The sequence below is a fragment of the Thiosulfatihalobacter marinus genome, assembly GCF_016019955.1.
Taxonomy (GTDB): Bacteria; Pseudomonadota; Alphaproteobacteria; order Rhodobacterales; family Rhodobacteraceae; genus Shimia; species Shimia marinus_A.
Window position 1 is genome coordinate 198,866 of sequence record NZ_JAECRZ010000004.1, and the last position, 25,882, is coordinate 224,747.

General features: G+C 64.9%; 31 protein-coding genes. 14 read left to right on the forward strand and 17 right to left on the reverse strand.

The genetic code is table 11. The features are described 5' to 3' along the window. The first annotated feature begins 290 nt into the window (after positions 1-290). From I3253_RS08150 to I3253_RS08180, 7 genes are all read left to right on the forward strand, one after another. Entirely contained in the window at positions 291-878 is a 588-nt protein-coding gene (locus I3253_RS08150) for a thymidine kinase (protein WP_197917319.1), read from the forward strand. Positions 879-1,040: 162 nt separating this feature from the next. Next, a complete protein-coding gene (locus tag I3253_RS08155; RefSeq protein WP_197917161.1) occupies positions 1,041-1,997 on the forward strand; it encodes an aspartate carbamoyltransferase catalytic subunit in 957 nt (318 codons plus the stop codon). 100 nt (positions 1,998-2,097) lie between these two features. Beyond that, entirely contained in the window at positions 2,098-2,661 is a 564-nt protein-coding gene (locus I3253_RS08160; protein ID WP_197917162.1) for a hypothetical protein, read from the forward strand. An 8-nt stretch (positions 2,662-2,669) separates the two neighbouring features. Next, complete coding sequence (locus I3253_RS08165; protein WP_197917163.1) at positions 2,670-3,098, forward strand: hypothetical protein; 429 nt, start codon at positions 2,670-2,672, stop codon at positions 3,096-3,098. A gap of 184 nt (positions 3,099-3,282) precedes the next feature. Further along, a complete protein-coding gene (gene pyrC, locus I3253_RS08170; RefSeq protein WP_197917164.1) occupies positions 3,283-4,566 on the forward strand; it encodes a dihydroorotase in 1,284 nt (427 codons plus the stop codon). Between the two features lie 85 nt (positions 4,567-4,651). Further along, positions 4,652-5,266 carry a glycerol-3-phosphate 1-O-acyltransferase PlsY gene (gene plsY, locus I3253_RS08175; protein WP_197917165.1) on the forward strand — a complete coding sequence of 205 codons (615 nt, stop codon included), beginning with the start codon at positions 4,652-4,654 and terminating at the stop codon, positions 5,264-5,266. After that, positions 5,263-5,688 (forward strand): hypothetical protein, encoded by a 426-nt coding sequence (locus tag I3253_RS08180; protein ID WP_197917166.1) that lies wholly within the window; start codon positions 5,263-5,265, stop codon positions 5,686-5,688. Before plsY ends, I3253_RS08180 begins: the two co-directional genes overlap by 4 nt. Before the next feature lie 87 nt (positions 5,689-5,775). Here I3253_RS08180 and I3253_RS08185 read toward each other — a convergent pair whose 3' ends face one another. The 4 genes from I3253_RS08185 to I3253_RS08200 all read right to left on the reverse strand — a co-directional run bounded on the left by I3253_RS08185 (position 5,776) and on the right by I3253_RS08200 (position 9,230). After that, positions 5,776-7,146 (reverse strand): glutamate--cysteine ligase, encoded by a 1,371-nt coding sequence (locus tag I3253_RS08185; RefSeq protein WP_197917167.1) that lies wholly within the window; start codon positions 7,144-7,146, stop codon positions 5,776-5,778. Positions 7,147-7,207: 61 nt separating this feature from the next. Further along, positions 7,208-7,732, reverse strand: a complete 525-nt coding sequence (locus I3253_RS08190; RefSeq protein WP_197917168.1) for a hypothetical protein — start codon at positions 7,730-7,732, stop codon at positions 7,208-7,210. Further along, positions 7,729-8,478: an endonuclease NucS domain-containing protein gene (locus tag I3253_RS08195; protein WP_197917169.1), complete on the reverse strand. Its 750-nt coding sequence runs from the start codon at positions 8,476-8,478 to the stop codon at positions 7,729-7,731. Before I3253_RS08195 ends, I3253_RS08190 begins: the two co-directional genes overlap by 4 nt. Next, positions 8,475-9,230 (reverse strand): 16S rRNA (uracil(1498)-N(3))-methyltransferase, encoded by a 756-nt coding sequence (locus tag I3253_RS08200; RefSeq protein ID WP_197917170.1) that lies wholly within the window; start codon positions 9,228-9,230, stop codon positions 8,475-8,477. The genes I3253_RS08195 and I3253_RS08200 overlap by 4 nt, the downstream gene beginning before the upstream one ends. Before the next feature lie 12 nt (positions 9,231-9,242). Between I3253_RS08200 and ubiA the strand changes: the two genes are divergently transcribed. The 3 genes from ubiA (at position 9,243) to I3253_RS08215 (ending at position 12,595) form a co-directional block, all read left to right on the forward strand. Then, positions 9,243-10,208, forward strand: a complete 966-nt coding sequence (gene ubiA, locus I3253_RS08205; protein WP_232272127.1) for a 4-hydroxybenzoate octaprenyltransferase — start codon at positions 9,243-9,245, stop codon at positions 10,206-10,208. 61 nt (positions 10,209-10,269) lie between these two features. After that, a complete protein-coding gene (locus tag I3253_RS08210; RefSeq protein WP_197917172.1) occupies positions 10,270-12,279 on the forward strand; it encodes an OmpA family protein in 2,010 nt (669 codons plus the stop codon). Then, on the forward strand, positions 12,266-12,595 hold the full coding sequence (locus tag I3253_RS08215; protein ID WP_197917173.1) for a hypothetical protein: 330 nt from the start codon (positions 12,266-12,268) through the stop codon (positions 12,593-12,595). Before I3253_RS08210 ends, I3253_RS08215 begins: the two co-directional genes overlap by 14 nt. Positions 12,596-12,839: 244 nt before the next feature. Here the strand turns inward: I3253_RS08215 and I3253_RS08220 are convergent, their stop codons facing one another. The 3 genes from I3253_RS08220 to pgsA are packed head-to-tail and all read right to left on the reverse strand — an operon-like array spanning position 12,840 to position 14,194. After that, a complete protein-coding gene (locus I3253_RS08220; protein WP_197917174.1) occupies positions 12,840-13,283 on the reverse strand; it encodes a molybdenum cofactor biosynthesis protein MoaE in 444 nt (147 codons plus the stop codon). A 1-nt stretch (position 13,284) separates the two neighbouring features. Beyond that, positions 13,285-13,530, reverse strand: a complete 246-nt coding sequence (gene moaD / locus I3253_RS08225) for a molybdopterin converting factor subunit 1 (protein WP_197917175.1) — start codon at positions 13,528-13,530, stop codon at positions 13,285-13,287. Positions 13,531-13,534: 4 nt separating this feature from the next. Beyond that, positions 13,535-14,194 (reverse strand): CDP-diacylglycerol--glycerol-3-phosphate 3-phosphatidyltransferase, encoded by a 660-nt coding sequence (gene pgsA / locus I3253_RS08230; RefSeq protein ID WP_197917176.1) that lies wholly within the window; start codon positions 14,192-14,194, stop codon positions 13,535-13,537. Positions 14,195-14,316: 122 nt separating this feature from the next. Here pgsA and I3253_RS08235 point away from each other — a divergent pair, with 122 nt between their 5' ends. Beyond that, complete coding sequence (locus tag I3253_RS08235; protein WP_197917177.1) at positions 14,317-14,646, forward strand: hypothetical protein; 330 nt, start codon at positions 14,317-14,319, stop codon at positions 14,644-14,646. A gap of 38 nt (positions 14,647-14,684) precedes the next feature. Here the strand turns inward: I3253_RS08235 and uvrC are convergent, their stop codons facing one another. The 8 genes from uvrC to I3253_RS08275 all read right to left on the reverse strand — a co-directional run bounded on the left by uvrC (position 14,685) and on the right by I3253_RS08275 (position 22,047). After that, positions 14,685-16,559, reverse strand: coding sequence for an excinuclease ABC subunit UvrC (uvrC, locus tag I3253_RS08240; protein WP_197917178.1), 1,875 nt, complete (start codon positions 16,557-16,559; stop codon positions 14,685-14,687). Positions 16,560-16,894: 335 nt separating this feature from the next. Beyond that, positions 16,895-17,674: an SDR family oxidoreductase gene (locus I3253_RS08245; RefSeq protein ID WP_197917179.1), complete on the reverse strand. Its 780-nt coding sequence runs from the start codon at positions 17,672-17,674 to the stop codon at positions 16,895-16,897. A gap of 9 nt (positions 17,675-17,683) precedes the next feature. Further along, the gene (locus I3253_RS08250; protein ID WP_197917180.1) at positions 17,684-18,634 is read right to left on the reverse strand and encodes a calcium/sodium antiporter; all 951 of its coding nucleotides are present in this window, start codon (positions 18,632-18,634) and stop codon (positions 17,684-17,686) included. Positions 18,635-18,636: 2 nt separating this feature from the next. Continuing rightward, the gene (locus I3253_RS08255; protein ID WP_197917181.1) at positions 18,637-18,825 is read right to left on the reverse strand and encodes a hypothetical protein; all 189 of its coding nucleotides are present in this window, start codon (positions 18,823-18,825) and stop codon (positions 18,637-18,639) included. After that, the gene (locus I3253_RS08260) at positions 18,806-19,603 is read right to left on the reverse strand and encodes a S49 family peptidase (protein ID WP_197917182.1); all 798 of its coding nucleotides are present in this window, start codon (positions 19,601-19,603) and stop codon (positions 18,806-18,808) included. The genes I3253_RS08255 and I3253_RS08260 overlap by 20 nt, the downstream gene beginning before the upstream one ends. 138 nt (positions 19,604-19,741) lie before the next feature. Further along, entirely contained in the window at positions 19,742-20,503 is a 762-nt protein-coding gene (locus tag I3253_RS08265) for an ABC transporter permease (protein ID WP_197917183.1), read from the reverse strand. After that, positions 20,500-21,429: an ABC transporter ATP-binding protein gene (locus I3253_RS08270; protein WP_197917184.1), complete on the reverse strand. Its 930-nt coding sequence runs from the start codon at positions 21,427-21,429 to the stop codon at positions 20,500-20,502. The genes I3253_RS08265 and I3253_RS08270 overlap by 4 nt, the downstream gene beginning before the upstream one ends. A 96-nt stretch (positions 21,430-21,525) precedes the next feature. Then, entirely contained in the window at positions 21,526-22,047 is a 522-nt protein-coding gene (locus I3253_RS08275; RefSeq protein ID WP_197917185.1) for a CoxG family protein, read from the reverse strand. A gap of 363 nt (positions 22,048-22,410) precedes the next feature. Here I3253_RS08275 and I3253_RS08280 point away from each other — a divergent pair, with 363 nt between their 5' ends. Together I3253_RS08280 and I3253_RS08285 are read left to right on the forward strand one after the other, a co-directional pair. Then, positions 22,411-22,872: a MaoC family dehydratase gene (locus tag I3253_RS08280; RefSeq protein ID WP_197917186.1), complete on the forward strand. Its 462-nt coding sequence runs from the start codon at positions 22,411-22,413 to the stop codon at positions 22,870-22,872. Positions 22,873-22,893: 21 nt separating this feature from the next. Next, positions 22,894-24,096: an acetyl-CoA C-acyltransferase gene (locus I3253_RS08285; protein ID WP_197917187.1), complete on the forward strand. Its 1,203-nt coding sequence runs from the start codon at positions 22,894-22,896 to the stop codon at positions 24,094-24,096. A gap of 51 nt (positions 24,097-24,147) precedes the next feature. Here the strand turns inward: I3253_RS08285 and I3253_RS08290 are convergent, their stop codons facing one another. Both I3253_RS08290 and I3253_RS08295 read right to left on the reverse strand, forming a co-directional pair. Beyond that, positions 24,148-24,720, reverse strand: coding sequence for a ferric reductase (locus I3253_RS08290; RefSeq protein ID WP_332255664.1), 573 nt, complete (start codon positions 24,718-24,720; stop codon positions 24,148-24,150). A gap of 36 nt (positions 24,721-24,756) precedes the next feature. After that, positions 24,757-25,242: a peptidase associated/transthyretin-like domain-containing protein gene (locus I3253_RS08295; protein WP_197917188.1), complete on the reverse strand. Its 486-nt coding sequence runs from the start codon at positions 25,240-25,242 to the stop codon at positions 24,757-24,759. A 173-nt stretch (positions 25,243-25,415) separates the two neighbouring features. On the opposite strand from I3253_RS08295, the gene I3253_RS08300 reads away from it, so the two are divergent. Next, a complete protein-coding gene (locus tag I3253_RS08300; protein ID WP_197917189.1) occupies positions 25,416-25,871 on the forward strand; it encodes a YHS domain-containing (seleno)protein in 456 nt (151 codons plus the stop codon). Positions 25,872-25,882 lie beyond the last annotated feature (11 nt).

Sequence of the window (25,882 nt, forward strand, 5' to 3'; positions counted from 1 at the left end):
ACCCCAATTTGTCATTCAATAAATGCCCCCGACGTTGCGGGGGCTGTGTGTACCCCGGCACCGGTATGCCAACACGCCGCGTCCGTCTCCACTGTCGGAAACGGCGTTGGCCCGGCTGGCCAGCGGCCCGAAATCGCCATCCCCCGGGGGTCAACCTCCCGGAACCGGCGCCGCGCATCCCCGGTCGGGTCCGGGGCGGGCCGCATCCCATGCGCCCGCCCCACAGCCGCCCGGCGGGGCGGCGGTTTTGCCTCTTGCACCCGGGCGCGGGGGCGTCCTATCACCCAACCATGGCCAAGCTCTACTTTCACTACTCCACCATGAACGCGGGCAAATCCACGGTGCTGTTGCAGGCGTCGCACAACTACCGCGAACGCGGGATGCAAACCTACCTGCTCACCGCCCGCTTCGACAACCGCGCCGGCGCCGGACGCATCGCCTCGCGCATCGGCATCGCCGCCGAGGCCGACACGTTCGGCCCCGAAACCGATCTCCTCGCCGCCATCCAGTCCCGCCAGGCCACCGGCCCGGTCGCCTGTGTCTTCATTGACGAAGCACAGTTCCTCAGCGAGGATCAGGTCTGGCAACTGGCCCGCGCCGTGGACGATCTCAAGGTGCCGATCATGTGTTACGGGCTGCGGGTCGATTTCCAGGGCAAGCTGTTCCCCGGCTCCGCCGCTCTCCTGGCGCTGTCCGATGAAATGCGCGAGGTGCGCACGATCTGCCATTGCGGCAAAAAGGCCACCATGGTCGTGCGCCAGGACGAAACCGGCGCTGTCCTGCGCGAAGGCGCCCAGGTCCAGATCGGGGGCAACGACACCTATGTCTCCCTGTGCCGCCGCCACTGGCGCAAAGCCATGGAAGATCCCGCCGGCTGACAGGCGCGGCGCATGCGCTCTTCTTTTGGCCCCAAATATCCCGGGGGTAAGGTCGAAAATGCCCGCATTTTCGTCCCAGGGGGCTGGCCCCCTGCGCCCCACCTTGCCCCCCGCCCCGCCCGTTTCTATAAGCAACCCCAGATCAGCCACGGAGTGACGGCCATGACCTTCCGCCAGAAGCACCTTCTCGGGATCGAACCCCTGCACCCGGCCGAAATCACCGCCCTGCTGGACCTGGCCGATCAATATGTCGATCTCAACCGCCGCGAACAGAAACATTCCGACGCGCTCAAGGGCCTCACCCAGGTCAACATGTTCTTCGAAAACTCCACCCGCACCCAGGCCAGTTTCGAACTGGCGGGCAAACGGCTTGGCGCGGACGTGATGAACATGGCCATGCAGGCCAGCTCGATCAAGAAAGGCGAAACCCTGATCGACACGGCGATGACGCTGAACGCCATGCACCCCGATCTTCTGGTGGTGCGCCACCCCCATTCCGGCGCCGTGGACCTGCTGGCGCAAAAGGTGAACTGCGCCGTGCTGAACGCGGGCGACGGACGCCACGAACACCCCACCCAAGCGCTGCTCGACGCGCTGACCATCCGCCGCTCCAGGGGTCGGCTGCACCGGCTGAACATCGCCATCTGCGGCGATGTCGCCCATTCCCGCGTGGCCCGCTCCAACCTGATCCTGCTGGGCAAGATGGAAAACCGCATCCGCCTCGTCGGCCCGCCCACGCTGGTCCCGGCGCAATTCGCCGAGTTCGGCGCCGAGATCTACGAAGACATGGAAGAGGGCCTGCGCGACGTCGATGTGGTGATGATGCTGCGTCTGCAAAAGGAACGGATGGACGGCGGCTTCATCCCGTCGGAACGCGAATATTACCACCGCTACGGGCTGGACGCGCAAAAACTGTCCCACGCCAGGCCCGACGCCATCGTCATGCATCCCGGCCCGATGAACCGCGGCGTGGAAATCGACGGCGAGATCGCCGACGACATCAACCGCTCGGTGATCCAGGAACAGGTGGAAATGGGCGTCGCCGTGCGCATGGCGGCGATGGACCTCCTCGCCCGCAACCTGCGCGACTCCCGCGCCAACCGGGCGGTGAACGCATGAACGACGAAGACCCGAAAGACCCCCGCGCCTCGGGCATGGTCGCCATGGTGGCCCTGATCGTGCTTTTCGCGGTCGTCGGCATGATGATCTGGGTGGCCGGATGACCGGCCTCTCGGTCAGCCCGATGGAACGCGGCGTGATCCGTGTCTTCGCGCTCGACCTGCCCGCGCGCGACCTGGCGCGCCTGACCGATCCCACGCCCGCCGATCCCAGCCCACAGGCCACCGTTGCCCTGCTGATCGGGCTCGACTGGCTGGAGGCGGACGGGTTTGAAATCTTCGACCCCGAGGTTCTGGGCGATCTGCGCCTGTCGGGTTATCTGCGCGACGGCGGCGGGGTCGCGGCACAGGATCTGACCGGCGCCGCCGCCCGGCTCGATGCCATCAACAGCCCCGTTCTGCTGATCTATTCCCGCGCCTTCGCCGGCACCGGGGCCAGGCTGACACCCGCCCCCGGCGTCACCCATGTCGCCACCCTGACCGAAGACACACCACCCGTCACGTTCGAAAAACTGCCCGGCGCCTCGGCCACTGGCCTCACCGGCACCCGAACCGCCCCCGGCGCGCCCGGCACCAACCCGCATGTCACCCTGTTGCTGGCCCTGCTGGCCCTGCCCCTTGCCACCATCCTCCTCGGCCTGATCATCTACGGAGTCGTCAAATGAACCGGTCCATGACCCCCGATACCCCGCTTGCCGAAGGCGAAGAGGTGCTGCAATCCTTCCGCGCCGACCGCGCCACCTATGTGCGCACCAACACCTGGATGGCCGCCGCCGCCATGGGTGCGGGCATGGTCATCCTGTGGCTGCTGGACAATCCCTATGTCTGGACAGGCGCCTTAGGCGGGCTGGCCGCCGTTGCCGTGCGCGCCTTCTACCTGATGTCCGAGGAACTGTCCGTGCGCTGGGATCTCACCAATCAGCGCATCCTCGGCCCCATGGAGCGGCGCATCCCGCTGGCCCAGGTCAAAAAGCTCAACACGCTCGGCTCTGTCGTGCAGATCGTCACCCATTCCGGCGACAAACACCTGATCAAATACCAGGCCGACCCCAAAACCACCATCGCCGCCATCCGCCGCGTCGCCGCCGGGGGACAGCCATGATTTTGCGCTGCAACCATGTCCACGTCCCGGTCGCACCTGTCACCGCAGACGCCCCACGCGGCCCGGACGCCGGACAAGCCGCCTGCACGGCGCACCGCGCCATCAGGCGCGGGAGCTCAGGCCCGCGACAATGGCGGCAAGACATCCCCCGCCAGCATTTCGCCGCCCCGGAAAGACGCACATCATGACCAAACTGTTCACCAATGCCCGCCTGATCGACCCTGAAACCGGAACCGACACCCCCGGCTGGCTGCGGGTCGAAAACGGGACGATCACGAACCGGGGCGAAGACAGCCCGCCAGGGCTGGATAAGCCGGGCCAGACCATCGACTGCCGGGGCAAATGCCTCGCACCGGGCATCGTCGATATCGGCGTCAAGGTCTGCGAACCCGGCGAACGCCACAAGGAAAGCTACAAGACCGCCGGCCTGGCGGCGGCGGCGGGCGGCGTCACCACCATCGTCACCCGCCCCGACACAACCCCGGCCATCGACACGCCCGAGGCGCTGGAATTTGTCGAACGCCGCGCCAATGGCGCCGCCCCGGTCAACGTGCTGCCCATGGCCGCGCTCACCAAGGGCCGGCAGGGCCGCGAGATGACCGAATTCGGCTTCCTTCTGGATGCCGGCGCCGTGGCCTTCACCGATTGCGATCATGTGGTGGCCGACACCAGGGTACTGGCCCGCGCCATGACCTATGCCCGCTCGCTGGGCGCCCTGATCATCTCCCACCCACAAGAGCCCGGCCTGTCAGGCGGCGCCGCCGCCACCTCGGGCAAATTCGCCGCCCTGCGCGGCCTGCCCACCGTGTCGCCCATGGCCGAGCGCATGGGCCTGGATCGCGACATCGCCCTGGTTGAAATGACCGGCGTGCGCTATCACGCCGACCAGATCACCACCGCCCGCGCCCTCCCGGCGCTGGAGCGGGCCAAACAGAACGGCTTTGACATCACCGCCGGCACCTCGATCCACCATCTCACCCTCAATGAACTGGACGTGGCCGATTACCGTACCTTCTTCAAGATCAAGCCGCCGCTGCGCTCCGAAGATGACCGGCTCGCCGTGGTCATGGCGGTGAAATCCGGCCTGATCGACATTATCTCGTCAATGCACACCCCCCAGGACGAGGAAAGCAAACGCCTGCCCTTCGAAGAGGCCGCCTCCGGCGCCGTCGCGCTGGAAACCCTGCTTCCGGCGGCCATGCGGCTTTACCATGCCGACCAGCTCACCCTGCCCGAGCTTTGGCGCGCCATGGCGCTGAACCCGGCCCGCCGCCTCGGCCTGCCCTCCGGCAGGCTGGCCGCCGGCGCCCCCGCCGATCTGGTCCTTTTCGATCCCGATGCCCCCTTTGTGCTGGACCGCTTCAAGCTGCGCTCGAAATCCAAGAACACCCCGTTTGACGGCGCGCGGATGCAAGGCAGGGTGCTGGCCACCTATGTGAACGGAAACCCGGTCTATACGCGGGGTTGAGCCCCCGCCCGCCACCTCAAACCGGTAGCCCCCGGCGCCATCCCCCGCTAATCTTCCCCCCAAACCCACAGCCCCGGAGCCACCCATGCCCCCCATCGAAACAGCCCCCGCGATCCTGCTGCTCTGGGCGGCCCTGGGGTACCTGCTCGGCTCCATCCCCTTCGGCATACTGGTGGCACGTGCCTTCAATCTGGGCAATCTGCGCGAAATCGGCTCGGGCAATATCGGTGCCACCAACGTCCTGCGCACCGGCTCGAAAAAAGCCGCCGCCGCCACATTGCTTCTGGACGGCGCCAAAGGCGCGGTGGCCGTGCTGCTGGCGCGCGCGCTGGCCGGCGAGGACGCGGCACAACTTGCCGGGCTCATGGCTTTCCTCGGCCATTGCTACCCGGTCTGGCTCGGTTTTCGCGGCGGCAAGGGCGTTGCCACCTTTCTCGGCCTGATGCTGGCATTGGCCTGGCCCGTGGGCCTCGCCACCTGCCTGACCTGGCTCGCAACTGCGGCCCTGTCGCGCTATTCCTCGCTCTCGGCCCTCGTCGCAGCCGCCACATCAACCTTCTGGATGGTGTTCCTGGGCCAGCCCGACGCCTTTCTCCTTGGCGTCCTGCTCACCCTGATCGTGTTCTGGCGCCACCGCGCCAATATCCGCCGCCTGCGCGCCGGAACCGAGCCGAAAATCGGGGCAAAATCGCCGTCATGACCCCGCTGCGCACCCGCCTCGGACTGCCCCTGCCAGACCAGGTCGGCAAGACGCTCGCCTATATCGCGGCCTTCACGCTTGCACCCTTCGTCGTGGCCGCGCTGGGCTTCTGGGTCTCGATGATCCCGATCCTCGCCATCTGGTTCGGCGCCATGCCCTACCTGCTTCTGGCCGGGCCCGGCTTTGCGCTCGCCCTGCGCCGCTGGCCGCCCAATCCCCTCACCTTCGCGCTGATCGCCGTGACCCTCAATATCGGTTCCCCACCAATCTTCGCGCTGATGCTGATCGCGCTCGGCCACCCGCCCAACTGGGACGCCCTCGCGCCACTGTGGCGGTTCGGCTTCTACCTCGCCCCCTTCTGGGGCGCCGCCTTCGCCATCCTCTACCGCGCCGTCCATCGCCTGCTGACCGCCCCGGCCTGACCCGGCACAACACCCCACCCTTCATTTTGCCAGAAATACTCCGGGGGAGTCGCGCCCGGCGCGACGGGGGCGGCGCCCCCGCCCGGCTCAATAGCTGTAAGCGCCGTAGATCCGGCTCAGATCGCCGTCCCAATCGCCATGATAATGGCCCAGCAACTCATCCGCGGGCACCTGCCCGGTCTCGACACTTTCCTTCAGCGCGCTCAGGAAATGGGTCTCGTCAGGCACCAGCCCGCCCGCACCCGCCCGCGCCCGCGCCTGCAACCCGGCCTCCGCGATCGCCAGCACCTCGCGCGCCAGGTCATGCATCGACACATCCCCCACCCGCGCCTGCAACCCGTCGCGCGACGCGGCCACCCGCAACCCCTCGCGCATCGGCGTATCCCAGCCCTTGACCAGATCCCAGGCCGCATCCAGCGAAGCCTGGTCATACATCAGCCCCACCCAGAACGCCGGCAAGGCACACAGCCGCCGCCACGGCCCCCCATCCGCACCGCGCATCTCCATGTATTTCTTGATCCGCGCTTCCGGGAAAATCGTCGTCAGATGATCCGCCCAGTCGCTCAGCGTCGGAACCTCACCAGGCAGCGCCGGCAAGGCGCCTTTCATGAAATCCCGAAATGACTGCCCCAGCGCATTGATGTATTTCCCGTCGCGATAGACAAAATACATCGGCACATCCAGCGCGTATTGCACATAGGATTCAAACCCGAACCCATCCTCGAAAACAAAGGGCAACGTGCCGGTGCGCGCGCCATCAAGATCGCGCCACACCCGGCTGCGCCAACTCTTGTGGCCATTGGGTTTGCCGTCCAGGAAAGGCGAATTGGCAAACAGCGCCGTGGCCACCGATTGCAGCGCCAGCGCCACGCGAAACTTCCGCACCATGTCCGCCTCGGACGCGAAATCCAGATTTACCTGTACCGTGCAGGTGCGCCGCATCATGGTGGTGCCCATGGTGCCGACCTCCTGCATATAGCGGTCCATCAGCTTGTAGCGCCCCTTGGGCATCAAGGGCATGTCCTCGTGCCGCCAGATCGGCGCGGCGCCCAGCCCGATAAAGCCCACACCGATCTTGTCGGCAATGTCCTTCACATCCACCAGATGCTGATTCACCTCGTCACAGGTCTGGTGAATATTTTCCAACGGCGCACCCGACAATTCCAGCTGCCCGCCCGGCTCCAGGCTCACATTGGCGCCGTCCTTCTCCAGCCCGATCAGCTTGCCGCCTTCTTCCACCGGCGCCCATCCATGGCCATCGCGCAACCCCTCCAGCACCGCCAAAATCGACCGCGCGCCCTCATAGGGCAACGGCTTCAGCGTGTCCTTGCAATAGCCGAATTTCTCGTGCTCGGTGCCAATCCGCCACTGATCTTCCGGCTTGCAGCCGCTCTCCAGATACGCGGCCAACTGGTCGTGATGCTCGATCGGCCCGCCGCCGGACTGAGGAATGGACATGGGGGTTCTCCGATCCTGTGCGCTGTCTCACCGGCCTTGGTGCGGCGATTTGGCCCCGGTGTCAATGCACACTCAGGGCAGGATGACGCACACCCGCCTTGCGCCAGATCACAACCGGCTGTGCCGGCGGCGCCTGCATCCGGGCCAGCATGAACCCGGTGCGCAACCCCGGCAAAGTGGCAAAGGCGTCAAACAGCCGCTCGGCGCCCTCCGCGTTCACCGGAATGTGCAGCGCCGGACGGCCCGCCTGGCGCAATACCCAGACCGGCGGGCGCGAGGCCCCGTCCAGCACCAGGCTCTCCAGGTCGCGCAGCGCCACCGCCCCGCCATCCAGAGGGCCGAAATAGGTCACTTCCCCCTCATCCACCCGCACCACGCCCGGTCCGCCGCGCCCGGCCCGAAACCGCGCGCGCTGCACGGCCGTGACCAGCAAAAGCAGCCCCAGCACCGCCACGCCGCCCCCCAGCCACCGCATCAGGCCATGGCCGCTGGCCCACCACAGCCCCAGCGCCAACACCGCCAGCCCCACCAACGCCCCACGCCAGCGCCGCAACACGGCGCGCGCTTCGGGGCGGATGAAACTCACGACAAAGCCTCGAACGAGAACCGGATCCTGTATCGGACAAGCGTCAGATTGGGAATGGCCCGCGCGGCCGATATCGTCCGGTTGTCAAACTCATGCGCCACGATCACGCCCCGCACGTCTTCGCCGTCCCCTTCGGCGATCAGATCCCCCATATACCCGAGAATCTGCCCCACAACCCGCGCATCCGTCCTGCCCGCCTTGAGTTCCACCACGACCAGCCCGCCCTGCCCGTCCCGGCCATCCTGACACAGAATGTCGATGAAACCGGACGCGACCGCGCGTTCGCTGCCATCGTCGACAATGGTCAGGCCCGGATCGAGCACGGCGATATTCTCGCGCAACGCAACCTGCATGTCCCGCTCCAGCGCAAACCGCTGTTTTTCCTGCGACAGGCGGATATCGGCCGCGTCCTCCACTCCGTCCAACGGCTCCAGACCCATCCCATAGGCGTGATCTTCATCGCCCGACAGGAATTGCGCATAACGCCGGATCGCACCCTTCAGGGATTGAAGCCGGGTATAATTGCGCCCGCTGAACGCCACCTTGGTCGGGTTGTCCCGGTTCGCTCTTTCATCGGCCAATGTGTAGGTGAACTCCGCGACCAGGCTGGTCAAGTCGCCACGTTCGATCCTGTCCGCCAGATCGCCGTAATATTTCTCGATCTGCCGGATATGGGATTTCTGCGTGTTGCAGGTGTTTTCGTTGTACCCCTGCGCCACCAGCCAGTCGGAATATTCCTCTCTCATCGCCAATCCCCCAACGCCATCTGCCACAGCGTCATGGCCGCCACCGCCGCCGTGTCCGCCCGCAGGATACGCGGACCAAGCGAGACCACATGCGCAAAAGGCAAGGCCCGCAGCCTGTCGCGCTCGGCATCGGAAAACCCGCCCTCCGGCCCGATCAGAATCGCCCAGGGCCCCGCGCCTTGGCCCTCGCGGGCCGCCTTGCTCGCGACGACGCCCGACAGGGCAGAGGAGCCGCCCGCTTCAGACTCGTCGCAAAACATCAACTGCCGCCCCTCGGGCCAATCCGCCAGCACCCGGTCCAGCCTCTGCAAATCACAGACCTCGGGCACAAATGTCCCGCCGCATTGCTCGGCGGCCTCCACCGCATGGGCCTGCAACCGGTCCTGCCGGACACGCTCGGAATTGGTGTAATGTGTCTGCACCGGCAGGATCCGGGCCGCGCCCATCTCGGCGGCCTTTTCCACGATGAAATCCGTGCGCGCCTTCTTGATCGGGGCAAAGATCAGCCACAGGTCCGGCGGCATCCGCACCGGTTGCGTCCGTGCCCGGCACACCAGCACACCGCGCCGCTTTGCCGCCTCCACCACCTCGGCGCGCCATTCGCCATCGCGCCCGTTGAACAGCGCCACCGCGTCCCCCGTGCCCAGCCGCATCACCCCGAACAGGTAATGCGCCTGATCCCGCTCCAGAGGAACCGTTTGCCCTTCCCCCAGCGGGTGCTCTACATACAGCCTGACTTTTGCATCTTTCATGGAGCAATACATATGGCCCCCAAGCCCGCAACGCCAGAGCCTCAGGGCCAGGTCGCCGACGCGGTTCGCGGCAACTGGGTCGATCGCCTCGCACCGCCCGCCACGCGCCCCTATCTGCGCCTGTCCCGCGCCGACCGCCCCATCGGCACCTGGCTCTTGCTGCTGCCCTGCTGGATGGGGCTGGCACTGGCGATGCTGTGGGACGGGCGCGCCGGGCTGAACGATCTGTGGATCTTCGTCGCAAGCGCGCTCGGCGCCTTCCTGATGCGCGGCGCGGGCTGCACCTGGAACGACATCACCGACCGCAGGATCGACGCCGCCGTCGAACGCACCCGCTCGCGCCCAATTCCCTCGGGACAGGTCTCGCCCACACAGGCCGCCGCCTGGATGCTGGCCCAGGCGCTCGTCGCCCTGGCGATTCTGCTCACCTTCAACACCGCCGCCATCCTGCTGGGCTTTCTCTCGCTGGCACCGGTGGCGGTCTACCCCTTTGCCAAACGCTTTACCTGGTGGCCCCAGGTGTTTCTGGGCATCGCCTTCAACTGGGGCGCTCTGCTGGCCTGGACGGCCCATACCGGCAGCCTCGCTCCGCCCGCCATCGTACTCTACGCCGCCGGCATCGCCTGGACCCTGTTTTACGATACGATCTACGCCCATCAGGATACCGAGGACGACGCCCTGATCGGGGTGAAATCCACCGCCCGCCTCTTTGCCGACAGATCCCCGCAATGGCTGCAAGGCTTCCTCATTGCCACCGTCGCCCTCATGGGGCTGGCGGTGATCCTCGCCACCCTGCCACGCAGCCCCGCCTCGCTGGCCCTGGCGCTGCTGGGGCCGCTGGCCATGGGCTGGCACATGCAATGGCAATTGCGCCGCCTCGACACCGCCGATCCGGCGGTCTGCATGACGCTGTTCCGCACCAATCGCGACACCGGCCTGATCCCCTTGCTGTTTTTCGCCGGTGCCTGGTTCCTGTGATTGCACCCGCCGCCCGCGCGTCGTATCAACCTGCAACCACTTGCCATATCCGGCCCATTGAATGCGTCTCTCATCTCTCCTCATCGTCTTTGCCAGCTTCGCCACCGCCGCGCTGCTCAGCCTGGTCGCGGCCAGCTTTTCCGCCGACCTGATCGAGGACAGCTCGCAACGCTCCGTCAAGCGTGAGTTGGACGCCCGTGGCCTGGACTGGACAGAAGTCTACGCCGAAGGGCTGCAAGTCTTCCTCGCCGGGGTCGCCCCGTCCGAGGCAGACCGCTTCAAGGCCATGTCCGCCGCCGGCGGTATCGTCGATGCCGCGCGCGTGATCGACAACATGCAGGTCGAGGCCGCCGCCGATATCGCCCCGCCACGCTTTTCGGTGGAAATCCTGCGCAACGATGCCGGGATCTCGCTGATCGGGTTGATACCGATCGGCGCGGACCGCGCCGATATCGTCGACCAGATGATCGACCTTGCCGGGCGGCCCAATGTCACCGACCTTCTGGAAACCGCCGAATATGACACGCCGCGCGGCTGGAATACGGCCCTGCGCTTTAGTCTTTCGGCCCTGGATATCCTGCCGCGCGCCAAGGTCTCGGTCCAGGCCGGGGCGGTGTCGGTGACAGCCATGGCCGACAGCCCCGAGGCGCGCCGCGATCTCGAAGCCCAGCTTCTGCGCCGCGCCCCCAAGGACATGCGGCTTGATCTCGACATATCCGCGCCCCGCCCGGTGATAACCCCCTTCACCCTGCGATTCGTGATCGACGAAAACGGCGCCCGGTTCGATGCCTGTTCCGCCGACAGCGAAAAGGCCCGCGTGCGCCTGCTGACTGCCGCGCGCGCCGCCGGGCTGACCGGCAGCGCCGAATGCACCATCGGCCTGGGCGTACCCACGCCCAGCTGGGCCGAGGCCGCCGAAATGGCGATGGCCGGGCTGGCGGAACTGGGCGGCGGCGTCGTCACCTTCTCGGATGCCGATATCAAGCTGGTTGCTTCCCCCGGAACCGATCAGCCCCTGTTCGACCGCGTCGTCGGCGAACTGGAAAGCGGTCTGCCCGATGTCTTCGCGCTGAATTCCACCCTGCCGCCCCTGCCCGACACGAACGAAAGCGGTCCCATCACCCCGGAATTCACCGCGACGCTCAGCCCCGAAGGGCTGGTCCAGCTGCGCGGCCGCCTCCCCGATGACCTGACCCGCCAGACCACCGAAAGCTATGCCAAGGCCCGGTTTGGCGGCGAACATGTCCACATGGCCGCCCGGATCGACGAAACCCTGCCCGCCAACTGGCCGGTCAGGGTGCTGGCCGGGATTGACGCGCTGGCCCAGCTGGACAGCGGCGCGCTCGAGATCACGCCCGATGCGGTCTCGCTCGCGGGCCGCACCGGCAACGCCAATACCAGCGCGGAAATTTCGCGTATGCTGGCTGAAAAACTCGCCCAGAACGACGAATTCTCCATCGACGTGCGCTATGTCGAAGAGCTCGATCCGGTCGCCGCCCTGCCGACCCCCGAAGAATGCATCGCCGGGTTGCAGGCGATCCAGACGGATCAGAAGATCCTGTTCGAACCGGGCTCGGGCACGCTGGATGCCAGCGCCGCGCAAATTATCGACGCCGTCGCCGGGCAGTTGCGCGAATGCCCCGGTTTGCCTCTGGAAATCCAGGGCCATACCGACAGCCAGGGGCGCGAATCCATGAACCAGGCGCTCAGCCAGACCCGCGCCCAATCGGTCCTCACCGCGCTTCAGGATCGCCGCCTGCTGACCTCGAACATCGTCGCGCGCGGCTATGGCGAAACCCGGCCCATCGCGGATAACGGGACCGAGGAAGGCCGCGAAGCCAACCGGCGCATCGAGTTTGTGTTGATCTCGCCCGAGGCCGGGGACGGCGATGCGGCCGACGCCGCAACCGACGGCGCCGACACGCCCGACAACACGGCCACGGACGGTACCGCGCAATCCGGGAAACCCGCCGCCCCCGCAGAGGATGGCGCGCACCCCCCCGACACACCGCATGACGACGCCGACGCAGAAGAAACCGGTACGGAGAGCACCCCCAATGACACGAATTGAGTTCATCCTGGTGACGGCCGTCATCCTCTTCGTGGCCTTCTGCCTGGGCTGGTTCGCCAACTGGCTGGTGCATCGTTTCACCCGCGTCGCCCAGTCCGACGTGGATCAGCTGGAACGCATGAGCCAGGAATTGCACGAGGCCGAGGAAACCCGCGATCAGGCGATCACCTACCTGCAACAGCGCGAGGCCGAGCTGACCAACCAGCTCTCCCAGACCGAGGCCGAACTGTCGGCGGCCATGGACGGCCTGCGCGATGCCCGCCACGAGGCCGAGGAACTGCGCGCCTATATCGAGCGGGCGAACCAAAACGGATAACGCCGTGCCGCGCGTGCCCGGCCACCTGCCGCACCAAACACGCGGCACCGGCATATCCGCCTGACGATCCCGCAAACCCGCCGCACGGTGCGTTGAACCCGCGATTTCACGCGGCCATACCGGCGCAATGCCGACGTGATACCGACGTGATGCCGAACCCGGATTTCCCAGTTAACCAAAGGGTTTCAGGCCGATTCGCACCGGGCCTGGCCGCGCGCGCCCAAACGCACCGTTCAGGCTCTGTTCACCACCGGGTCAGCGCGTCTTCGTCCGCGTCTTTCGCGGCCACCCATTCGGCCCCGTCCCGCGTGAATTCCTTCTTCCAGAACGGCGCGCGGGATTTCAGGTAATCCATCAGGAATTCCGCCGCCTCGAACGCATCCTTGCGGTGCGGCGCGGCGGTGGCAACCATCATGATCATCTCTCCTGGTGTCAGCGCACCATGGCGATGAATAACCAGCACATCGCCCAGGCTCCAGCGCGCCTGCGCCTGTGCGGCGATCTTCTCCAGCGCCTTTTGCGTCATGCCCGGATAATGCTCGATCTCCATCCGGTCCAGATCGCCCCGCGCCAGATCGCGCACCACGCCCGTAAAGGTGACGATCGCGCCCATGTCCTTGTGACCACTGGCAAAATCGCTGGTTTCCCTGCCCAGGTCAAACGGCGCTTCCTGAACCTCGATCCGCATCCTACCCCCCGGTCATCGGCGGAAAGAACGCCACCTCGCGCGCGCCCGCAAGCGGTGCGTCAAACTCGGTCAGTTCCTGATCCACCGCCACCCGCAGCGCGCTCAGATCGGCAAAGGCCGCCGCATAACGCGCCTCGCGCGCCTTCAGCTCCTCGACCAGATCGGCCACCGTGACGGCGCTGGTCTCAACCTGTTCCCTTGGCAGCCCGATCCGCTCGCGCACCCAGGCAAAATACAACACATCCATCGCCTTACCCCCTCAGATGCGGCCGCGCCTTGTTGAAATAATCCACCCCCGTCACCGCCGTCAGCAGCGCCGCGACCCACAACAGGATCATCCCGATCCAGCCCGACCAGACCATACCGTCATATTTCCAGCGCAATCCCTGCACGTCCTCGACCTGCCCCGCCATGATCTGATCCACCAGGTCCTGATCCATGCCCCAGGCGCTCATACCCAGGTAATGTTCGAACACGCCCTGCGCAAAAAGGATAGCGATTGCAATCATTTGCGTGGCCGTCTTCCATTTCGCCAGCTTCGTCACCTTCAGCGTTCCGGCCACGTCCCCCAGAAATTCCCGCAACCCCGACACGAACACTTCGCGGAACAGGATCACCGTCGCGGGCAACACCAGCCAGGGCGACATCGACGAATAGCCCACGATCACCATCAGCGCGATCACCACCATCGCCTTGTCGGCGATCGGGTCGATCATGGCACCCATCCGTGTCTCCTGCCCCCAGGCCCGCGCCAGGTAGCCATCAAACCAATCCGTCACCGCAGCCAGCAAAAACAGGCTCAGCGCGAACCAGTCGGCATAAGGGCGCGTGAAATACAGAAACATCACGGCCACCATCGGCGCCGCCAACAACCGCAGCACGGAAAGGATATTTGGGATCGTCCAGGTCATGGTGAATGCTTACGTCCTTTTGCCCCCGACAGGAAGCCCGCACAGACCCGAATTTGGGCGCGTGCGACGAATGTGCTAAGCTGTGTTTGCGTGCATCGAAACACATGAATGAGGGACCGAACATGAAACCCGTGGTTCTCCTGATCGGCAAGCTGCGCCAGGTCATCGGCAGCGTGCCCCAACAGCTCGATCACCTGCCTGTCAACTGGCTGGGCGCACATGACCACGCCGAGGTCATGCACCAGCTTGATCACGAGCCCAACATCGCCTGCGCCATCATCGGCGGCTCGCTGCCCGACGACGTGCGCGGCGACATCGTGGCCATGATCGCCAGCCAACGGCCCGATATCTGCATCCACGTCAAGGACCGCGCCTCGGGGCCGGATGCCATGGCGGATTTTGTCGAACGCGTGGTGCGGATGCAGTTCGTCAACGACCGCACCCCGGCCTGATCCGCGAGGAAAGCCCGCAAGGGCTTGACGAGCGCCCGCTAGCCGCGCTCGTGAAAGAAGTCATAGATGGTTTCGGCCAACGCGTCCGATATCCCGTCCACCGCCCTGAGATCGGCCAGATTGGCGCGTGACACGGCCTTGGCGCTGCCGAAATGCGCCAGCAAGGCGCGTTTGCGCGTTGCCCCCACGCCGGGAACGTCATCCAACGGAGTCGCCCCGATTGCCTTGGCGCGCTTGGCCCGGTGGGTGCCGATGGCAAAGCGATGCGCCTCGTCGCGCAGGCGTTGAACGAAATACAACACCGGATCATTGTGGCGCAGCGCCATCACCCGCTGGCCCACGCGGTGGAACTCTTCCTTGCCCGCGTCGCGGTCCACGCCCTTGGCGACCCCCACCATCGGGATATCCGCCACCCCCATCTCCTGCATGATCCCGGCCACGGCCGAGACCTGCCCCGCCCCCCCGTCAATCAACAACAGGTCCGGCCACATGCCGTTGGCGCGGTCCGGGTCTTCCTTCAGCAGCCGCCTGAAACGTCGGGTCAGCACCTCTTTCATCATGCCGAAATCATCCCCCGGCGTCAGGTCGTCGCCCTTGATATTGAACTTGCGATAGCTGTTTTTCATGAACCCGTCCGGCCCCGCGACAATCATCGCGCCCACCGCGTTGGTGCCCTGAATGTGGCTGTTGTCATAAACCTCGATCCGCTGCGGCGGCGCTGTCAGGCCAAAAGCATCCGCCAGCCCCTGCAACAGCCTGGCCTGCGTCGCGGTCTCGCTCATCTTGCGCGCCAGGCTTTCGCGCGCATTGCGCGCCGCCCCGGCCACCAGCTCTGCCTTCTCCCCCCTCCGGGGCACCACGATCTCCACCTTGCGCCCCAGCTTCTGGCTCAGCGCATCCGCCATCAGATCGGCATTGTCGATCCCGTGGCTCAGGATCAGCTGCCGCGCCGGATCCTTGGTGTCATAGAACTGCCCGATGAACGCCTCCAGCACTTCCGCCGCCTCGATCTCGGCCCCCACGCGCGGATAGAAATCCCGGTTGCCCCAGTTCTGATGCCCCCGGATAAAGAACACCTGCACACAGGCCTGCCCCTTTTCCAGATGCAGCGCGATCACATCCGCCTCGGCCACGCCGCGCGGGTTGATGCCCTGCGCGCTTTGCACATTGGTCAGCGCCTTGATCCGGTCGCGCAGCGACGCCGCCTGCTCAAACTCCATCGCCTCCGATGCCGCCTGCATCTGCCGGGCCAGGGTTTCCTGTATCTGGGTCGAGCGCCCGGAAAGAAACCGTTCGGCATCATGCACGCTCCGGGCATAATCCGCCTTGGAAATCTTGCCCACACAGGGCGCCGAACAACGCTTGATCTGGTAAAGCAGGCAGGGCCGCGTGCGGCTTTCAAAGCTCGCGTCCGAACAATTGCGCAGCAAGAACACCTTTTGCAGCTGGTTCAGCGTCCGGTTCACCGCCCCGGCGCTGGCGAACGGGCCGTAATAGCTGCCCTTTTCCTTCTTGGCGCCGCGATGCTTCTTGATCTGGGCAAAGTCATGCGTCTTGCTCACCAGGATATTGGGAAAGCTTTTGTCGTCGCGCAGCAGCACATTGTATTTCGGTTTGAGCTGCTTGATCAGGTTCTGTTCCAGCAACAGCGCCTCGGTTTCCGTCCGGGTGGTCAGGAACATCATCGAGGCGGTCTCGGAAATCATCCGCGCGATCCGCCCCGAATGGCCGCCCGGCCGGGCATAGTTTGACACCCGCGCGCGCAGGTTGCGCGCCTTGCCGACGTACAGAACCCGCGCCTGGGCATCCAGCATCCGATATACACCCGGCGATCCGTCCAGCGTCTTCAGGTAGGACTGGATACAGGCATAGCCGGTGGGCGCGTTAGGGGTTTGTTGATCCTGGGATGTCATAGTGCACCGAGATATGATTCTTTTGGGCCCGCTGCAATCTCCGGGATTTTTTCGCAACCCAAAACAAATCCACCAAACCTGTGGATAAGTCTGGAGATATCTTTGCGTGAACTGGAAATTTTTGTTGTTTTCGGCCCGGTTCGTTGATTTGCCCAATTTTTAGGCGATAACTCAAGTGATTGTTTTTGCTCGATATTTTTTTCCAACACCAACAAACGACTGATAACATTAACAAAATTGTAACACTTGTGTAACGCGATCGCGGCAGGTGCAAAACTTGTATGGCGCCCACATGTTCAAAGCCGTTCCCATGCCGCAAGGCAACCGCGCCGCGCCTATTCAACGCCCAGGATATCAGGTGATTTCCAGGCCAGGTGCTGGCCCCCGTCCACACAGATCAACTGACCCGTAACCGCCTTGGCCTCCAACAGGAATCCCAGCGCCGCCACGATGTCTCCGGTATCCGCCCCCCGTTCCAGCACCGTGTTGGCGCGCTGGTCAGCAAAGTGTTTGTCGCTCTGGCGCGCGCCCTTCAGCGTTGGCCCCGGCCCGATCGCATTCACCCGGATATGGGGTGCCAGCCCCTGCGCCGCCGTCTGCGTCAGCGCCCAAAGACCCATCTTGGCAATCGTATAGGTCGAGAACTCGGGAGTCAGCTTGCGCACCCGCTGGTCCACCATGTTCACCACAAGCCCCGCCGCCACCGGTTCCCCGTTCGCGTCGCGCGCCGCCGCCAGCCCCTGACGCGCCATGGCCTGGATCAGAACATAGGGCGCGCGCAGGTTGCTCTCCAGATGCCGGTCCCAGCTGGCGCGGGTGGCGGTCTCGATCCGGTCGTATTCAAAGATTGACGCGTTGTTCACCAGGCATGTCACGGCCCCGCCAAGCGCCTCTGCGGCGCGTGGCAAAAGCGCCTGCGCCTCGGCCTCGATCAACAGATCGGCCTGCACCGTGACCGCCTTGCGCCCCAGCGCCCGGATCGCCCCGGCTGTGTCTTCTGCGGCGTCGGCGGACCCTGCATAATGCACCGCAACATCATGGCCGCGCCGCGCCAGTTCCAGCGCCATCGCGCGTCCCAGCCGCTTGCCCGCCCCTGTGACCAAGGCCTTTCCCATCGCCCTCTCCTATGTCAGGACCACGATGATATAAAGCAGATAAAGCAGCGTCAGCACCACCCCCCAGAGCCGCGAGATGTCCCGCTTGAGGAACACGAAAGGCACGATCAGGACCGACGCGCCCAGCATCACCCACAGATCGAACACCAGGAATTTCGGGTCGACCGGAATGGGATGCACCACTGCCGTGATCCCGATGATCGCAAGCAGGTTGAACATGTTCGACCCGATCACGTTGCCCAGGGCCACATCCGCCTGCCTGCGCAGGGCCGCCATCACGGTGGTGGCCAGTTCCGGCAACGACGTGCCCAGCGCCACAAGCGTCAGCCCGATCACCGTATCCGAAACACCATAGTGGCGCGCGATGATCTCGGCATTGTCCACCATCAGGTCGGCGCCCAGCGGCAGCCCGGCAAGCCCCAACAGCAGGAACACCGCGATGCGCCACCACGGCATGTCCGGGTCCGCGCCTTCCACGTCTTCCTCGGTCTCGGCAATCCCCGCCAGCGCCCGCCGGTGCGCGCGCGCCTGGTGGAAGGCATCCCCCAGAACAAAGGCCAACGCGCCCAGCAGAACAATTCCGGCCCAGAAATCGAACAGGCCCCGAAAGGCCAGGGCAATGAACAGCAGCGTCGCCGCGATCATGAAATTGTAGGTCCGGCGCGTGTTGCAGTGGCTGGTGTGCAAGGTAGCCAGGATCGCCGGAATCCCCAGCACCAAGAGAATATTTGCCGTGTTCGATCCGACCACGTTGCCCATGGCGATACCCGGCGCGTTATTCATCACCGCCTGCAACGAGATCAACAATTCCGGCGCCGAAGTGCCAAAGGCCACGATGGTCAGCGACACGATCAGCGCCGGGATCCCGATCCGCAGTGACAGGTTGACCGCCCCCCGAACCAGCGCGTCCCCGGCCAGAAGCAGGATCACCAGCCCCAACGAGACAAGAGCCCACTCCATCCCTAGCCCTTCTTCTTGCGGCAGGGGCACGGCCCCTTGCCGATCCGATATCGCCCGCATTTGGGGCATTTCGCGGATTGCAGCCGTTTCTGGCCCGGAAAGCGCAGCTTGCCGATCATCGCCAGCAGCGCCATTCCAACAAGAAACAGAGAGACAATCTTGACAATCACGTCAGATGCCAAACCGGGCATACTCCGCCCGTTCCTCGATCCCCGCCAGCGCATCCTGCGCCAGCGTCGCGCCAAAACGCTGCCACACCGGGCGGCGCAGCCCATACCGGCGCAGCTTCACATCCTTGCCGAATTTTTCCTTCAACACGGGCATCATGTGGCCCAGCCCGTCGATCAGGCCCAGCTTTTCCGCCTCGCGCCCGATCCACACTTCGCCGGTGAACATTTCCGGCACGTTTTCCAGCTTGTCACCCCGTCGGGTTTTGACATGCCGGATGAAACTGGCGTGAATCTGTTCCAGCAACGCGGTCAGGCGCTGCACGTCCTCGGGTTTTTCCGGCTTGAACGGGTCCAGCATGGACTTGGATTTACCGGCCGTGTGCACACGCCGTTCCAGCCCCTGGCGCGACAGGAACACATGCGCGCCAAACCCGGCGGAAATCACCCCGATCGACCCGACGATCGAATTGTCATCGGCATAAATCTCGTCCGCCGCCGCCGCCAGCCAGTAGCCACCCGACGCCGCCACGTCCTCGACAAAGGCCAGAACGGGGATCTCCTTTTCCTCGGCCAGCCGCCGGATGCGGCTGCCGATCATGGCGCTCTGCACCGGGCTGCCGCCGGGCGAATTGATCTCCAGCACCAGCGCCCTGGGTTTGCCGCGCCGCACCGCCCTTTCCAGGATCGGCCCCAGCGTCTGGTCATTCAGTTGTCCACGAGGCCCGGCCCCGATCACGCCATTCAGGCGCACGACGGCAACGGTTGGCGGGGTTTTGAGGAAAGGTATCCAGCGTCTCATGTCTTCGCACATAGAATGCCCGCCAGCCTTTCACAAGGCAGGCCCCGCAGAAAGCCGCGATGTCGTGTCATATTCAGGCGTTGCGGCAACAACCCATTCCGGACATGCGCGCACAGCCCCCTTGCCCCGGCACGGGCCTCAGGTGCGGATGCGCCAGCCGGTGCGGAAAATCCACCACACCACCCCCAGACACAGGGCCGTGAACGCGGCAATCGCCAGAAGGCTCAGCCCGATCGGCACATCCGCCACGCCAAAGAACGACCAGCGGAACCCGGAAATCAGGTACACCACCGGGTTGAACAGCGTGATTTTCTGCCAGACCGGCGGCAGCATCGCGATGGAATAGAACGAGCCGCCCAGAAACACCAAAGGCGTGATCACCAAAAGCGGGATCAGCTGCAATTGTTCGAAATTCTGCGCCCAGATGCCGATTATGAACCCGAACAGCGCAAAGCTCAGGCAGGTCAGCAGCAGAAACGCGATCATCGCCAGCGGGTTCTGGATCTGAAGATCCACAAACAGCGCCGCCGTGCCCAGTATCACCAGCCCGATGAACAGCGCCTTGGTCGCCGCCGCGCCCACGAACCCCAGAACGATCTCCAGGAAATTCACCGGGGCTGACAGCAATTCATAGATCGTGCCGATGAATTTCGGGAAATAGATACCAAAGGACGCGTTGGTGATCGCCTGGGTCATCACGCTCAGCATGATCAGCCCCGGCACGATGAACGCGCCATAGCTCACGCCCTCAACCTGGTCGATCCGGCTGCCGATGGCGGCGCCGAACACCACGAAATACAGTGATGTCGAGATCACCGGAGAGATGAAGCTTTGCGCGATTGTGCGGAAAAATCGTGTCATTTCCGAAACATAAATTGCGCGGATCGCGGCCCGGTTCATGCGGCGCCCTCCCTGACCAGACCGACGAAAATATCTTCGAGGCTGGATTGTTCCGTCTGGATATCGCGCAGCGACATCCCCGCCGCCGACAAATCCGCCAACAGCCGGGTAATGCCCGTGCCCTCGCCACGCGTGTCATAGGTATAGCGCAGCGCATGGCCGTTCCCGACGATCTCCAGCCCATACCCGGCCAGAACCTCGGGGATGGCCGTCACCGGATCCAGCAGATCGATTTGCAGGCATTTCTGCCCCAACCGCTTCATCAGCGCCGCCTTCTCCTCGACCAAAAGCAACTGCCCGCCATTGATCACGCCCACCCGGTCGGCAATCGCCTCGGCCTCTTCGATATAATGTGTCGTCAGAACGATGGTCGTGCCCTGCGCCTTCAGCCCGTCCACGATGGCCCACATGTCCTTGCGCAGCTCCACATCCACGCCGGCCGTCGGTTCGTCCAGGAACAACAGCGCCGGCTCGTGGCTCAGCGCCTTGGCGATCAGCACCCGCCGCTTCATACCCCCCGACAGTTCCACCACCCGCGCATCGCGCTTGTCCCAAAGCGACAGCTGGCGCAGGATCCGTTCGATCAGCCCGTCATCCCTGGGCTTGCCGAACAGGCCGCGCGTAAAGGCAACCGTGTCCTTGACCTTCGAGAACGGTTCCAGGTGGATTTCCTGCGGCACAAGCCCGATCAGACGGCGCGCGTCGCGGTAGCCTGACACCACGTCATGCCCGCCCACCGTGACAGAGCCACCGCTCGGGCTGGTGATGCCGCAGATCGTCGAAATCAGCGTGGTCTTGCCCGCGCCATTCGGCCCCAACAGGGCCAGAATCTCGCCCGTCTCAATGGCCAGCGTCACACCCTTCAGCGCTTCGAACCCGCCCGCATATGTTTTTCGCAAATCGCGGATATCGGCAATCGTTTCCATTCGTCCCTCATGTGTTCGCCCGCGCGAGACTATCATCCCACGCACCAACACCAAGGGCAAAACCGAGAGACCGGCCTGTGCGCTGGCGCACCCGGTTCAACCGCCTCTCAATCGGCTCAAAAGCCCCTTCTTTTCACCCTCCGGGACCGGCTCTTCGCCGGTCCCGGCGTCTTCGCTCGGGCCCTCCAGACGGTCCTGCAAATTCGAAAAGAACTGATCCGCCATCTTCTTGGCAAACCCGTCGATCAGCCGCGAGCCAAGCTGCGCCAGCTTGCCGCCCACCTTGGCATCCACCTCATAGCTCAGCACCGTGCCCGCGCCGCTCTCGGCCAGGGTCACATCGGCACTGCCCTTGGCAAACCCGGCCGCGCCGCCCTTGCCCTCGCCACTCAACGTCAGGCTCTGGCCTTCGACGATATCGGACAGCACAACACGCCCCTTGAATGTCGCCTTCACAGGGCCAACCTTCTGGGTCACAACCGCGTCAAACCCATCTTCGGGCGTGCCGCTCACCTCGGTGGCGCCGGGCACACAATCCTTCAACATTTCGGCGCTCAACAGCGCCGCCCACACCTCGGCCACGGGGGCCGCGATCTCTCGCTGATCACTCATGTGCATCGGTTGATCCTCCTGCTTGCCGGTGCTGGCGCCAAACTAGGGCCGCATGACCTGCGGCGCAACCAGACCAAGGTCTAAACCCGGCCCCGAATCCACGCCTGCCGGCAGGGCCGGTGGGGTGTCCACCCGCTTAGGGGTGTTGCGCCATGTTCGCCGGCACCGGCACCAACCCCGCCCTGCGTGCCATGACCTGACGCAACGTCGTTTCACGCACAGGCCCCGAATACAAAGGATTCCGCTGTCTTTCATGGGAAAGGCACAGATTTCCGCATTGCGGAATTAAATTCTGCGGATTGACAGGCAAGCCCGAATTCGCTCTCTTCCCGCAGGACGACCCGCAAACACAACCACAGGAGAGCGCCCATGATCGCCAGTCTGCTATCCCCCCAGGACGGTGTCGGCTGCGAATACGGCATGTCCAAATGGATGCGCATCGATCAGGAAATGATCGATGCCTTCGCCAATGCCACGGGCGACCACCAGTATATCCACACCGATCCCGAAGCCGCACGCGACTCGCGTTTTGGCGGCACCGTGGCCCACGGATTCCTCACCCTGTCGCTGCTGTCAAAGATGCTGGCGGACGCCGTGCCGCGCATGGCCGGGGCGCAAACCGGGATCAACTACGGCTTTGACCGCGTGCGTTTTGTCGCCCCGGTCCGTGCCGGGGCGGAAATACGCGGTCGGTTCACGCTCGCCAGATATTCCGAACCGCAAGAGGGCGTCCAGGAAATGCTCTGGAACGTCACTGTCGAGATTCGCGGCGAGGACAAGCCCGCGCTGGTGGCACAGTGGAAAAACCTCTTCTTCGAAAAATCCGGCTAAAACCAGCAAAAGGACATACCCATGCGCGACGCTCTCATTGTCTCCACCGCCCGCACCCCGATCGGCAAGGCCTATCGCGGCGCGTTCAACAACACCCAGGCCCAGGAACTGATCGGCCATGCCGTCAGCCACGCGGTTTCCCGCGCGGGGCTGGAAGGCTCCGAGGTGGACGATTGCATCGTTGGCGCCGCGATCCAGCAAGGCTCGACCGGTGGCAATATCGCCCGCCAGGCGGTGATCCGCGCGGGTCTTCCGGTGACGGTCGCGGGCATGTCGCTGGATCGCCAATGCGCCAGCGGCATGATGGCGATCGCCACCGCGGCCAAACAGGTGGTGCATGACGGCATGGATGTGGTGGTCGGCGGCGGCGTCGAATCCGTCAGCCTCGTCCAGAACCAGAACATGCGCACCGACCGCGCCGCCGATCCCTGGATCAAGGCGCACAAGCCCGCGCTTTACATGACCATGCTCGAAACAGCCGAGATCGTGGCCGACCGTTATGGCATCAGCCGCGCGGATCAGGATGCCTATGCCCTGCAATCCCAGCAACGCACCGCCGCCGCGCAGGCCGCCGGCAGGTTCGATGACGAGATCGTGCCGCTGACCAGTTCGATGGGCGTGATGGACAAGGAGACCAAGGAGATTTCCTTCCACGAGGTCACGCTGTCCAAGGACGAAGGCAACCGCCCCTCCACCACGCTGGACAACCTCGCGGCCCTGCAACCGGTGTTCAAGGACGGTCAGCTTGTCAAACAGGGCGCCCACATCACCGCCGGCAACGCCTCGCAACTGTCCGACGGCGCCTCCGCCTCGGTGGTGATGGAGGCAAAACTGGCCGAACAGCGCGGCCTGACCCCGCTGGGGCGTTATGTCGGTGTCATGGCCGCCGGGCTGGAGCCCGACGAAATGGGCATCGGCCCGGTTTACGCGGTGCCCAAGCTGCTCAAGGCGCATGGGCTGACCATGGACGATATCGGCCTGTGGGAACTGAACGAGGCGTTTGCCTGCCAGGTGCTGCATTCGGCGCGGGTGCTGGGCATTCCCAACGAGATCCTGAACGTGAACGGCGGCGCCATTTCCATCGGACACCCCTATGGCATGTCCGGGGCGCGCATGGTTGGCCACGCGCTGATCGAGGGCAAGCGGCGCGGGGCAAAATATGTGGTCTGCACCATGTGTGTTGGCGGCGGCATGGGGGCTGCGGGCCTGTTCGAAGTGCTCTGAGTGTGCTCAGGCGGGCTTCGCCGCGAAGCCCGCCCCTGAAAAATCAATTCTTCAGAGGTGTTTTCCTCGCAGGAAAACACCTGCCAGCCGGCGCCGCCTGACGGCCCATGCCGCGCCCAGCGCCACGGCCAGGCTCAGCACCGCTTTCGAAACCGGCTCCATCGTGCCCTCGATCAGCAGCGCATGCACCACGCTGCCCGGCACGATCAGCAAAATCAGCACGAAATGCGCCTTCCGCCACAGCCTCGCCCCAAGCGCGCGCCGCGCCACGGCCAGGCCGGCGGTCACGAACACCGCCCACATTGCCAGCACGCCCCACAGCGAAAACGGCGTGGGAGACCGCAGCAAAAGCACGTCCACAACATCCGGCGGGCTGGTCAGCCAAAGCGCGGCGACATGCACGATCACCAGCGCGACCAGGGCCGCGCCAACCAGGTGATGCGCCCGCCGCCCCCGCCGCGCCGCCAGCCCGGGCAGCACCCCCAACGCCAGCAAGGGCTGCACAAGCATCAGCGCCAGCGCCGCAATTCCGGCAAACCCGGCCGCGATATAGACCGGCTCGCGCCATTGCAGCAACGGGCTTTGCGCCGCCAGACCGATCGGCACCAGCACACCCGCAGCCACCAGGGCCCATGGCCCCCACGCCCGCGCGCCCACCGTTCAGACAGGCCTCAGCACAAAATCCGCCCGCAGGCGCGTATCTGTCGCGCGCTTCATGACCGGGCGCAAGAACACGGTTTGATATTCTCCGCTGTCATAGGCCAGATGCCCGTGCGGCTGCCCAAAGGCCGGTACGATCTGAGGCATCTCCAGCCGGAATGCCCCCATGGCGTCGGTCAGCGTCGCCCCGTGGCTTAGCGGGTCACGTTCATGGCCCTCGGTGGTGTGCGCCCAGATCTGGATGCGCTGCCCGGCCAGCGGCGCCCCGTCACCCGCGCGCCGCACCGTGCCCTCCATCCAGAACCCGCCGCCCCCGATCCGCGTCACGACCGGCGCGCCGGGCAGATAGTTGTTGGCCCCGCCCCGCATCGTGCGTGTCGGCGCAAGCCCCTGGGCCCGCGCGGGCACCATCGCGCCGGACACCCCCATGGCCAGCCCGGCCCCGCCGGCCGCCAACAATGTGCGACGTGTCATCCGTTTCATCATCTTCAGACCTCCTGCGCATATCAACCTGCGCCACCATCCCGAACCCGCCCCATCATAGCGCAGCGGCCACCAAATCCGAACACCGTTGGCTCACGGCCCGATCACACCTTGGTCAAGTGGGGTCCGCTGACGCAATTGCCCCGCTATGATCGCTCCAGATCAGGAGGAAAAACATGCTGACAAGACGTAAATACCTGGGCCTTCTGGCCGCCGCCCCTGTTGCGCTGACCCTGGCACCACGCCCTGCGCAGGCACGCGAAGCCGAAGTGTTCCAGAACCCGAACGCGATCAACGGAACCGATCCGGTCGCCTACTTCACCAGCCAGGGCCCGATCGCGGGAAAGGAAGCCCATATGCTGATGTGGAGCGGTGCCACCTGGAAATTTGTCAGCGCCGACCACGCCGCCATGTTCGAGGCCAATCCCCGCGCCTATGCTCCGGTGTTTGGCGGCTACTGCGCCTATGCCGCCTCAAAAGGCTACCTTGCGCCTACCATGCCCGATGCCTGGACCATCTACGAGGACAAACTCTACCTCAACGCCAATCTGCGCGCCCGCGAACTCTGGCGCCAGGACATCCCGGGCAATATCGCCAAGGGGCTGGCAAACTGGCCCGGAATTCTGGGCTGACGCGAAAAGGG